The organism is Phytohabitans rumicis, assembly GCF_011764445.1.
GTDB lineage: Bacteria > Actinomycetota > Actinomycetes > Mycobacteriales > Micromonosporaceae > Phytohabitans > Phytohabitans rumicis.
Genome location: NZ_BLPG01000001.1, coordinates 1,271,174 through 1,283,682, shown reverse-complemented (window position 1 = coordinate 1,283,682; position 12,509 = coordinate 1,271,174). Strand labels below are relative to the sequence as shown.

Genomic DNA, 12,509 nt, shown 5'->3' with positions numbered 1-12,509 from the left:
CGGCACTGCCACAAAGGCGAGGTCGAGTCCCGCCGGTCCGTTGACATCGCGCAGCATCACCGCGGACCGGGCGGCGTGGAAGGCCGGTGGCGAGAAATGGTCAGGCATTCTCGCGATCCTTGTTGGCCCGCGACGGCGGCCAGAATCATGCCGCTCATGAACGGACGTCCGAACGGCGACGCGGCGCTGTCCCCGGCGAAGCGGGCGCTCCTGGAGAAGCTGCGCCACGCGGAGACCGCCGCGGCTCCGGCCATCCCGCGGCTCACGTCCGGCGGGCCCTTCCCGCTGTCGTACGCGCAGGAACGGGTGTGGTTCGCGGATCGGCTCGCGCCGGACCGGCGGGTGTTCAACCTGGTCGCCGCGGTCCGGCGGGTGAGCTTCACCTCGGCCGGGGAGGTGGAACGGCTGCTGGCCGGCATCGTCGCCCGCCACGACGTGCTGCGCACCTCGATCCGGATGGACGGCGAGGAGCCGAGGCTGTACGTCGCGGACACCGTGCCCATCCGGGTTCCCCTGCACGACCGCTCCGCAGAGCGCGACGCCGGCCCGGACGAGATCGCCCGGCATGCGGCGCTCGCGACCGGCATGCGCGAGTACGACCTCGAGAACGCTCCACTGTGGCGGGTGGAGCTGGTGAAGCTGCCCGGCGACGAGATGATGGTGGTGATCGCCGCGCACCACGTGATCATGGATGGCACGTCGTTCCAGCGGTTCGGGTTCGAGATCGGGGGCCTGCTGCCGGCCGCCGAGCCGCCCGTCCGGTTCGCCGACTTCACGTCCTGGCAGCGCGAGCAGGCCGGGAGCGGCGGGTTCGAGGCGGAGCTGAGCTACTGGCGGGAGCGGCTGCGCGACCTGCCTGCGCCGCTGGAGCTGCCGTTCGACCGCCGCCGGACCGCCCGCCTGTCGCTCGACGGCGCCACCATTGGCGTACCGCTGCCGGCCCCGACCGTGGACGCGGTCCGTGCCCTCGGCCGGGAGCTCGGCGCCACCCCGTACCTCACCCTGCTCGCCTGCTTCGTCGCGTTGCTGCACCGCTGGACCGGCGAGCGGGACGTGGTGATCGGCTCGTCGACCTCCGGGCGCACCCGTCCCGAGGTCGAGCACGTGCTGGGCGTGTTCAACAACGTGACGGTGCTGCGTACCCGGATCGACCGCGCGATGACCTTCCGCGCGCTGCTCGACCGGGTGCGGGAGGGCGCCACCGAGGGCTTCGGCCACCAGGACGTGCCGTACGAGTATCTGGTCCGCGAGCTGGCGGGCGGGGCGGACGGCCTCCTCACGGTCTGCTTCAACATGCCGACCGACCAGGCCACACCCCACATGCTCGACCTGCCGATCTCCCTCGACGGTTCGCACTTCGACCTGACGGCCCACGTCCGGGCGGAGCCGGACGGCGGGCTGCGGATGGAGTTCGAGTACTCCTCGGAGCTGTTCGACGAGGACACCGTGCGCCGCCTGCTCGACCAGTACGCCGGCTTGATCGGCGAGCTCCTCGCGGAGCCGGACCGGCCGGTGGCCACCGCGCACATGCCGGTGTCGGTGACCGGCGCGGCGCACCCGGCCGACGTGCGGCCGCTGCCCGAGCTGGTGCTCGCGCAGGCGCGCCGGACACCGCGGGCCACGGCCGTCATCAGCGGCGGCGACTCGCTCAGCTACGCCGAGCTGGCGCACCGGGCCCGGGCCACGGCCGCCGCGCTGCGCGCCCGCGGGGTGCGAGCGGGCACGGCGGTGGGCGTGCGGCTGGAGCGCGGCCTCGACCTGCCGGTCGCGGTGCTCGGCACCTGGCTGGCGGGAGGCGTCTACGTGCCGCTCGACCCCGCGCTGCCCGATGAGCGGACCCGGCTGATCCTGGCGGAGACCGGCGCCGTCCTCGTCGACGGGCCGCTGGACGGCGAACCCGCCGTTGGGACCACCGAGACCGGCCCCGGGCCGGGGGACCCGGCGTACGTCATCTACACCTCCGGCTCGACGGGCCGCCCGAAGGGTGCCGTGGTCACGCACGCCGGGATCGCCAACCGCGTGCTGTGGGCGGTGCGCGAACACGGGTTCGGCCCGGCCGACCGCATGCTGCACAAGACCAGGAGCAGCTTCGACGCGCACGTGTGGGAGCTGCTCGCCCCGCTGGTCAGCGGGGGAGCGGTGGTCATGGCGCCGCCGGGCGCGGAGGAGGACCCGGAGGCCATGCTCCGGGCCGTCGCCGAGCACCGGGTCAGCGTGCTGCAGGTGGTGCCGTCGGTGCTGACGCTGCTGGCCGAGGTCTCATGGTCCGCCTGCACGCGCCTTCGTCTGCTGTTCTGCGCCGGTGAATCCCTGTACGCGGAGCTGTGCCGGCGGGTGTTCGCCCGCCGGCCCGGCATCCGGATCGTCAACACGTACGGCCCCACCGAATGCGCGATCGACGTCAGCGCGCACGTGGTGGATCCCGCTCAGGTGGCGGGACCGATACCGATCGGCCGCCCCATCGACGGCCTGCGCCTGTCGCTGCTCGGCCGGGACGGCGCGCCGGTTCCCCTGCTGGCGCCGGGCGACCTGTACGTGGCGGGCCCCGCCGTCGGTCTCGGGTATCTCGGTCGCCCCGGCCTGACCGCCGAGGCGTTCGTCCCCGATCCCGCGGGCGGCGGCGAGCGCCTGTACCGCACCGGCGACCGGGCCCGCATGGGGGCGGACGGGGTTCTGGAGTTCCTTGGCCGGCGCGACCACCAAGTCAAGATCAATGGGTACGGGTGGAGCCGGGCGAGATCGAGGCGACCCTGCTCCGCCACCGCGCCGTCCGGGCGGCCGCCGTCACCGCCCGGGACGGGCGCCTGACCGCGTACCTCACGGGGACGGCCGACCCGGCCGACCTGCGTTCCCACCTGCGCGCCCAGCTGCCGGCCCCGATGGTGCCCGGCCGGATCGTGGTGCTGGACCGGCTGCCGCTCAACGCCAGCGGCAAGGTGGACTACGCCGCGCTGCCGGCGCAGGACGTTGCCCTCGCCGGCCACGACCGTCCGTCCTTCCGCGACCCGGTGCGCGAGCGGATCGCCGAGATCTGGGCCGAGGTGCTCGGCCTCGCGGCGCCCGCGGGCGACCACGACGATTTCTTCGCCATGGGCGGGCACTCCCTGCTCATGACCCGCCTTGGCATGCGGCTGCGCCGGGAGTTCGGCGTCGAGATCCCGCTGCGGGACCTGCTCACCGCGGGCACCGTGGCGCGGCAGGCCGCGTTGGTCGCCGCCGGCGAGGACGCGCCGGCCCCGATCCCGGCCGCCCGCCGCGACCGGCCGCTCCCGCTCTCGCCCGGCCAGCGGCGGCTGTGGTTCCTGGACCGGATGGAGCCGGGCAGCACCCAGTACGTCGTGCCGCTTCTGCTGCGCCTGTCCGGCCCGCTCGACGCCGATCGGCTGGCGCGTGCGCTGGCCGAGGTCGTGCGCCGGCACGAGGTGCTCCGCACCCGCTATGACGTGGCCGTCACCGCGGACGGCGATCCGGAGCCCGTGCAGATCGTCATGCCGGCGGCGCCGGTGCCCCTGCGGCGGGCCGGCGCGCCGCTGGCCACCGTGCTGGCGGAGGAGCTTGGCCACCCCTTCGACCTGGCCGCCGGGCACATCCTGCGCGCTGTGCTCGTCGCCGAGGGACCGCGGCGGCACGTGCTGGCCCTGTTCGTGCACCACATCGCGTGCGACGGCTGGTCGCTGGAGCTGCTGGTGCGGGAGCTCGGCGCGCTGTACGCGGGGAGTCACCCGCTCCGCCGCCGATCCAGTTCGGCGACGTCGCCGCGTGGGAGCACAGCACGCGGCGTGCCGGCGGGGCACAGGACGAGCTGCTGGCGTTCTGGCGGGAACGGCTGAGCGGGCTGGCTCCGCTCGAGCTGCACGCCGACCGGCCGCGGCCGGCCGAGTTCACCGGGGCGGGGGCGGTCAGCGGCTTCCTGGTCCCCGCGCCGCTGGCCGACCGGCTACGCGAGCTCGGCCGGGCCTGCTCGGCGACCCCGTTCATGACGCTGCTCGCCCCGTTCCTGGTGCTGCTGTCGCGGTACACCGGGGCGGTGGACACGGTGGTGGGCACGCCGCTGGCCGGGCGGACGCGACCGGAGACCGAGAACGTGCTCGGGTTCTTCACCAACACGCTGGTCCTGCGCACCGACCTGGCGCAGGATCCGTCGTTCACCGAGTTGCTCGGCCGGGTGCGGCGCACGGTGCTGGACGCCTACGCACACCAGGAGCTGCCGTTCGAGCGGCTCGTCGAGGAGCTGGTGCAGCGGCGTGACCTGTCCCGCAACCCCCTGTTCCAGATCATGTTCGAGGTGAGCGACGGGGACGCCACGCAGGCGCCCGGCTTCGGCGACGTCGCGGCCGAGCGGGTCGTCGAGATGCCGTGGCACACGGCCAAGTTCGATCTCACCCTGTCGGTCGAGCAGCGCCCCGGCGGCGACCTGCGGTGCTGGTTCGAGTACGCGACCGACCTGTTCGACGAGGCCACCATCGAACGGATGGCCGGCCACTACGTGCGGCTGCTGGAGGACATCGCCGACCGCCCCGGCGCGCCGGTCAGCGCGCTCGACATGATCACCGACGGCGAGCGCGGCGTCCTGGTGGACCGGTGGGCCGACCCGCAGGCCGGCCGGCTCGACCTGCTCGACCCGTCCGATCGGCGGCACCTGTGCGTGCCGGCCCTGTTCGAGGAGCAGGCCGGGCGGACACCGGACGCCGTGGCGGTCGTCGCCGGCGGGCGACGGCTCACCTACGCCGAGCTCAACCGGGACGCCAACCGGCTGGCCCGCCACCTGCGGTCCCTCGGCGCCGGGCCGGAGACCGTGGTCGGCGTGTGCCTGGAACGCAGCGCTGACGCGGTCGTCGCGCTGCTGGGCGTGCTGAAGTCGGGTGCGGCGTACGTGCCCTTCGACCCGGACGGCCCCGCCGAGCGGCTCGGCTACATGCTCGCCGATGCGGGCGCCGGGATCGTGGTGACGCAGGAGCGGTTCCGCGGCCGGTTCGAGGCCGGCGCCCATCGGGTCGTCACCGTCGATCCGGGCGCGGCGTGGCGCGGCGAGGCCGAGACGGGCGATCTCCCGGCCGCGGCCGGGCCGGACAACCTCGCGTACCTCATCTACACCTCCGGCTCGACCGGAAGGCCCAAGGGCGTCATGATCGAGCACCGGTCGTACGCTCACCACTGCCAGGTGATCGCCGACGCGTACGGCATCGGCCCTGATGACCGGGTCGTGCTGCTCTCGGCCCTCACCTTCGACGTCGCCATGGACCAGATCGCGGCCACCCTGCTCGCCGGCGCGACGATCGTGGTCGGCGACCCGCTGTTCTGGGCTCCGGCCGAGCTGGCGGCCCGCCTGATCGAGCACCGGGTGACGATCATGGAGATCACCCCGGCCTACTACCGCGAGTTGCTGGAGTCCGACGTCGGTGGGCTGACCGGTCTGCGGCTGATGAACGTCGGCAGCGACGTGGTGACGGTGTCGGACGCGCGCAAGTGGGCGCGGACCGGGCTGCCCGGACGCTTCCTCTGCAATTACGGCCCCACCGAGGCGACCGTCACCTGCGTGCTGCACCCGGTAGCCGGCATCGGCCCCGGCGAGCGGGACGAGGCCGCCCTGCCCATCGGCCGGCCGGTGGCGGGCACCGCGGCTTATGTGGTCGACTCCGGGTTCCGGCTGGCTCCGGTGGGCGTTCCCGGTGAGCTGTGCCTCGCCGGGGTACGCCTGGCCCGCGGCTACCACCGGCGTGCCGAGCTGACCGCCGACAGGTTCGTCCCCGACCCGTTCGGAGCCGAGCCGGGCGGGCGCCTCTACCGCACCGGCGACCTCGTGCGCCGGCTCCCCGACGGGACCATCGAGTTCCTCGGGCGGATCGACCAGCAGGTCAAGATCCGCGGTTTCCGCATCGAGCTCGGCGAGATCGAGGCGGCGCTGGCCGGGCATCCGGCGGTGCGATCCGTGGCGGTCGTGAGCCGGCCCTCGCCGGCCGGCGATCCCCAGCTGGTGGCTTACCTGGTCGGCCAGGACGGTCGGGCGCCCGACGTCGGCGACCTGCGGTCCCACCTGCGCGAACTCCTCCCGGACTACATGGTCCCGGCGTACTGGGTGACGCTGGCGGAGCTGCCGTTGACGGTGAGCAAGAAGGTGGACCGCAAGGCGCTGCCGCCGGCCGGCCCGCAGCTCGCGGCGAGCGCCGCACCGCCGCGGACGCCGGTGGAGAAACACATCGCGGAGATCTGGTCCGCCGTGCTGGGCATCGACGACATCGGCCTCGGGCAGGACTTCTTCGCGCTGGGCGGGCACTCGCTGCGCGCCACCCGGGTGCACACCCGGATCCAGGAGGCGTACGCCATCGAGCTGCCGCTGCGCCGCCTGTTCGAGGCGACCACGGTCGAGGACCTGGCGCAGGCGGTGTCCGACGAGGTCGAGGCCGCCGTCGCGGCACTGTCCGACGAGGACGTCGCGGCGCTGCTGGAGCAGCCGGAAGGGGACCTCTGATGACCGAGGGCAACACCGTCGACGCGTACGCCGAAGCCCGGCGCCGCCTGCTGGAACGCCGTCTAAGTGGCCGGTCGGCCGAACGCGGCATCGAGCCCGCGCCCCGGAACCGTCCGTTGCCGCTGTCGCCCGCGCAGCGCCGGATGTGGCTACTGGACCAGCTGCTGCCCGGCACCGCGGAGTACGTCGTGCCGCTGGTGCTGCGCGTGCCCGGCCGGGCCCGGGTGGACGACCTGCGCGCGGCGCTGGACGCGCTGGCCCGGCGGCACGAGATCCTCCGCACCCGCTACACCGTGCTGGCCGGCGAGGTCCACCAGGTGGCGGACGAGCCGGCGCCGGTGCCGCTGCCGGTGATCGAGCTCGGCGCAGAACCGCTGGACGCCGCCGTCCAGCGCGAGATCGGCCGGCCGTTCAGCCTGGCCCACGGCCCGGTCTGGCGGGCGGTGCTGCTTCGCGGCGGCGCGGACGACGTTGTGGTCCTCGCCGTGCACCACATCGCCTGCGACGGCTGGTCGATGGACATCCTGGCCCGCGAGCTCGTCGCACTGTACGAGGGCGCCGCGCTGCCCGCCACGCCCGTGCAGTACGCGGACTTCGCGCTCTGGCAGCGCAGCCGGCTCACCGGCGACCGGCTGCGGCGGCGCCTCGACTTTTGGCGCGCCGAGCTGTCCGGGCTGGGCACGCTGGACCTGCCGACCGACCGACCCCGCGCCGCGCCGCGCGACCCGGCCGGGGCACGGGTCACGTTCGCGCTGCCCGCCGAGACGGTCCGGGCCCTGCGCGACCTGTCGAGCGCCCACGACACGACGCTGTTCATGACCCTGCTGGCCGGGTACGCCGCGCTGCTGGCCCGGCACACCGGCCAGACGGACATCCCGGTGGCGACCCCCGTCCTGGGCCGGCCACGCTCGGAGGTCGAGCACACCGTCGGGCCGTTCATCAACACGCTCGTCCTGCGCTGTGACCTCGCCGGCGACCCCACCTTCGGCGACCTGCTGGCCCGGGTGCGGGAGACGGCGCTGGCCGCCTTCGCCAACGACGACCTGCCGTTCGAGAGGCTCGTGGAGGAGCTGCGGCCCGAGCGCGACCTATCGCGCAACCCGCTCGTGCAGGTGATGCTCCTGCTCGAGGAGGGCGAGCTGGCCGGAACCGCCTCGGGCGGCTGGGCGGAGCTGCCGGTCGCCTCGCCCGCGGTCAAGATGGACCTGACGCTGGGCCTGCGTGAGCTGCCCGGCGGAGGCATGGCCGGCGCCGTGGAGTACCCCACCGCGCTGTTCGACGCCGCGACCGCCGAGCGGCTCGCCGCCCGCTTCGTGCGGCTGCTGACCGCCGCGGTCGCGGCGCCCGGCACGCCCGTCGGGCAGCTGCCGCTGATGGGTGCGCAGGAGCAGGCGCTGGTCGCCGGGTGGGAGACGGGTCCCGCGGCGCCCCCGCTTCAGCGCTGCCTGCACGAGCTGATCGCGGAGACGGTACGCCGCGGCCCGGACGCCGTGGCGGTCGTCAGTGCCACCGAACGGCTCACCTACGCCCAGCTGGACGCCCGCGCCGACGCCCTGGCCGGCGAGCTGCGCGCCCGCGGGGCCGGGCCGGATCGCATCGTCGCGGTCTGCCTGCATCGCGGCGCCGACCTGGTCGTGGCCCTGCTCGCCGTCCTCAAGTCCGGCGGCGCCTATCTGCCGCTCGACCCCGAGGACCCGCCGGCCCGCCGCGCCGCCCTGCTGTCGGACGCGCGTGCCGTCTGCGTCGTCACCGACGGTGGCGTCGTCGCCGGCGAGTCCGGCGCCCAGCAGGTGCCGGCGCGCCGGGTCCGCCCGGACGACCTGGCCTACGTGATCTACACGTCCGGCTCCACCGGAACCCCCAAGGGCGTGATGGTGCCGCACCGGGGCATCGTCAACCGTCTACTGTGGATGCAGGACCGGTACGGGCTCGCGCCCGGCGACCGGGTGCTGCAGAAGACGCCGTACACCTTCGACGTCTCGGTGTGGGAGTTCTTCTGGCCGTTGCTGGCCGGCGCCACGGTGGTGGTCGCCCCGCCCGGGGCGCACCGCGACCCGGTCGAGCTGGCGGCGTTCATGACGGCCCACGAGGTGACCCACGTCCACTTCGTGCCGTCCATGCTCGACGCGTTCCTGGACGCCGCCGGCACCTTCGACGGGCAACGCTGCCCGCCCAGCTGGCGTCACGTGTTCAGCAGCGGCGAGGCGCTGCGGCCGGCCACCGCGCGGCGCTTTTTCACCCTGTCCGGCGCACGGCTGCACAACCTGTACGGGCCGACCGAGGCATCGGTGGACGTCACCTTCCACGAGGTGACGCCGTCCGGCGGGCACATCCCGATCGGTACGCCGATCACGGGCGTCAGCGTCCGCGTACTCGACGCGGAGCTCAACCCCGTTCCGCCCGGCGTGCCGGGGGACATCCACCTGGCCGGCGTCGGCCTGGCGCGCGGATACCTCGGCCGCCCCGGCCTGACCGCGGAGAGGTTCGTGCCGGATCCCCGCGGCGGTGGCCGGCTGTACCGCACCGGCGACCGCGGGCGTTTCCTGCCGGACGGGTCGGTGCGGTACCTCGGCCGCCTCGACGACCAGAAGAAGCTGCACGGGCTGCGCATCGAGCTCGGCGAGATCGAGGCCCAGTTGCTGGCCTGCCCGTCGGTGGCGATGGCTGCGGTCGCCGTGGCCGGCGAGCGGCTGGTGGCGTACGTCGTGCCGGCCGAGGGTCATCAGGTGTCGGCGTCCGCGCTGCGGGCACACCTGTCCACGGTGCTGCCCGCGTACCTGGTTCCCACCCAGTATCTGCGCCTGGCCGAGATGCCGCTGACCGCCAGCGGCAAGACCGACCGGGCCCGGCTGCCGGAGCCGCCCCACCGCCGGGCGGTCGTCGCCGCCGTCCCGCCGCGAACGCCCGTGGAGGAGGCGATCGCCGCCGCGTGGTGCCAGGTGCTCGGCCTGGAGCGGGTGGGCGTGACCGACGGCTTCTTCGACGTCGGCGGCGACTCCATGCGCGCGGTCCGGCTGGTCGGCGAGCTGCGCTCCCGCGGGTTCGACGTGGCCGTGGCGGACATCTTCACCCGCACGATCGAGTCGCTCGCGGAGGTCGCCGGCGGGGGCACGGAGCGCATCGACGACCTGCGGTCCGAGCCGCTGGCCCTGCTGTCCGGGGCGGACCGCGAACGGCTGCCCGGCGGCGTGGCCGACGCGTATCCCCTCTCCGCGGTACAGGCCGGCATGGTCTTCGAGATGCTCTCCGACCCCGAGATCCGGCCGTACACCAACGTGACGGGGTACCGCATCGCCGGCGACCTGGTCGTCGATGACCTGCGGCGCGCCGCGTGCGCGGTGACCCGGCGGCATCCGCTGCTGCGGACGTCGGTCGACCTCGACACGTACTCGGAGCCCATCCAGATCGTCCATGGGGAGGTTGAGCCGGAGGTCGCGTACACGTCGCTGCGGGAGGCGCCCGACGCCCACGCCGAGATGGACCGGATCCTCGCGGCCGAGCGGACCCGCGCGTTCGACCTCGCGACCGCGCCGCTGTGGCGGCTGCACGCCTTCGAGGTCTCGGGCGACGAGTGGTGGCTCGCCATCGTCGAGTGCCACGTGATTCTCGACGGCTGGAGCCACAACGCGCTGCTCGCCCAGCTCATGGAGGCGTACGGCGCCGTGCGTGCGGGCCGAGCCACCGACACGGCGGCGCCCGAGGTCAGCTACGCCGACTTCGTCGCCATGGAGCGCCGAATGCTGGAGTCCGGCGCCGACCATGACTTCTGGTCCTCGCGGCTGGCCGGTCACGACCGCGTCGCCTTCCCCGTGACTGGGGCGCGCCGGGCCCGACGCCGTCGAGAACAGGGTGTTCCCCGCCGCCCACCTGGACGAGGGCGTGCGCGCGCTCGCGGCGGCGTGCGGGGTCTCGCCGAAGACGGTCTTCCTCGCCGCCTTCGCCGCCACGCTGGCACCGCTGGCCCCGTCGGACCGCTTCTTCTTCGGGATGGTCAGCAGCAGCCGGCCCGAGGCGGCAGGCGGGTACGACGTGTTCGGCATGTTCCTCAACACGGTGCCCTTCGCCGTCACCCGCCCGGCGGGCACCTGGCGGCAGCTGATCGCGGAGGTCTTCGCCGAGGAGGTCGCGCTCTGGCCGCACCGCAGAATGCCGCTGCCCTCGCTGCAACGGGCGTACGGCGCCCGGCGCGTCCTGATCGAGGCCGCCTTCGACTATCTGGACTTCTACACCGTGGCCGGCACCGGCGTCGTCGACCTCATGGCCACCAAGGACGACAGCCCGAACGAGCTCCCATTCGAGGTGACGATCATGCCCGGGCGCATCCTGGTGACGACGCGGCGCGCCAGCCTGGACGAGCAGCACGCCATGGACCTTGGCCGCCGGCTCCTCGCGGCGGTGGAATCGATGATCGCCGACCCGGACGGCCCGGCCGCCGTGCCCGGGTCGCCCGGTCTCCCCGCCGACGCCCCGGCACCGGACGCCCATCGGCGCACGGGCGCGCGCCCCGCCCACCGCGCACCCCGCGACGCCCGGGAGAAGGCGGTCGCAGCCGTTCTGGAGGAGATTCTCGATCTCGCCGAGATCGGCGTCGACGACGACTTCCACGAGGCCGGCGGCCACTCCCTGGCGGCGATCCGGGTCGCCGGCAGGCTCCGCGGCGCCCACGGGCTGCACGTCACCCCACGCCAGGTCATGGAGCTAGGCACGTGCGCGCAGATCGCCGCGGCCGCGCTCGACCTGCGCGACCTCTGAGTCCGGTAGATCTCTCCCCGAGGAGTCCCGCCCCCAATGAATGTCTTCCACGCCATCGAGTCCGAGGTGCGCAGCTACTGCCGCGCCTGGCCCGCGGTGTTCGACCGCGCCCAGGGCAGTTGGATCCACGACGAGCAGGGCCGCGCGTACCTCGACTTCTTCACCGGCGCCGGGTCGCTCAACTATGGGCACAACCCACCCGAGCTCAAGCAGGCCCTGCTGCGATACCTCGAACGCGACGGCATCGCGCACAGCCTCGACATGTTCACCACCGCCAAGCGTGCCTTCCTGGAACGGTTCGAGGAGGTGATCCTGCGTCCGCGCGGCCTCGACTATCGGGTGCAGTTCCCGGGCCCCGCCGGCGCCAACGCGGTGGAGGCCGCGCTCAAGCTGGCCCGTAAGGTCACCGGCCGCAAGCTCGTCGTGAGCTTCACCAACGCGTTCCACGGCATGACCCTGGGCGCGCTCGCGGCGTGCGGCAATGCCCGGACCCGGGCCACCGCGGGCGTGCCGCTGCCGCATCACCTGGTCCTGCGGTACGACGGTTCCGGCGATGACCGAGCGGCCGAGCAGCAGCTGGCGGCCGTCCTGAGCGGGAGCGCGGGCGAGCGGCCCGCCGCGGTCATCGTCGAGACGGTGCAGGGCGAGGGCGGCGTCAACGTGGCGAGCGCGGCGTGGCTGCGCCGCCTCGCCGAGCTGTGCGAACGGCACCGGGTGCTGCTGATCGTGGACGACGTGCAGATGGGGTGCGGGCGCACCGGTCCGTTCTTCAGCTTCGAGGAGGCCGGGATCACGCCGGATGTCGTCGCACTGTCGAAGTCCATCGGCGGCTACGGGCTGCCGATGGCGCTCACCCTGTTCAAGTCCGATTTGGACGTCTGGGCGCCGGGGAGCACAACGGCACGTTCCGCGGGCCCAACCCGTCGTTCGTCACCGCGACGGCGGCGCTGGACTTCTGGGCCGCCGGGACCATGGAGAAGCAGACCCTGGCCAAGGGCGAGCTGGTCGAGGAGCTGCTGGCCCGGCTGTGCGCCGGCAACGCCGTCCTGGGCGCGATGCACCGCGGACGCGGTCTGGTGTGGGGCCTGACGTTCGACGCCGACCACCTGGCCGCAGCCGTATGCGCGGCGGCGTTCGAGCGAGGTCTGCTGGTGGAGACGTCCGGGCCGCGGGATGAGGTGGTCAAGCTCTTGCCGCCGTTGACGGCGACCAGGGACGAGCTGGCGCAGGGTCTGGACATCCTTGCCGACGCGGTGCGGGCGTGCGCCGTGCCTTGACACATGATCTT

At 73.9% G+C, this 12,509-nt stretch carries 2 protein-coding genes and 3 pseudogenes; all 5 read left to right on the top strand.

The annotated features are described in order from the left end of the window. Positions 1 to 96: 96 nt before the first annotated feature. The 5 genes and pseudogenes from Prum_RS50940 (at position 97) to ectB (ending at position 12,498) form a co-directional block, all read left to right on the top strand. A complete protein-coding gene (locus tag Prum_RS50940; RefSeq protein WP_443094357.1) occupies positions 97 to 2,808 on the top strand; it encodes a non-ribosomal peptide synthetase in 2,712 nt (903 codons plus the stop codon). Further along, positions 2,769 to 6,469 (top strand): annotated as a pseudogene (locus Prum_RS55710) (amino acid adenylation domain-containing protein); the annotation flags it as partial. The gene Prum_RS50940 and the pseudogene Prum_RS55710, both read left to right, overlap by 40 nt. Beyond that, positions 6,469 to 10,284 (top strand): annotated as a pseudogene (locus Prum_RS50925) (amino acid adenylation domain-containing protein); the annotation flags it as partial. The pseudogenes Prum_RS55710 and Prum_RS50925, both read left to right, overlap by 1 nt. Positions 10,285 to 10,318: 34 nt before the next feature. Then, positions 10,319 to 11,221: a condensation domain-containing protein gene (locus Prum_RS54905; protein ID WP_371871354.1), complete on the top strand. Its 903-nt coding sequence runs from the start codon at positions 10,319 to 10,321 to the stop codon at positions 11,219 to 11,221. 36 nt (positions 11,222 to 11,257) lie between these two features. After that, positions 11,258 to 12,498, top strand: a pseudogene (ectB, locus tag Prum_RS50920) (diaminobutyrate--2-oxoglutarate transaminase). Positions 12,499 to 12,509: the final 11 nt, after the last annotated feature.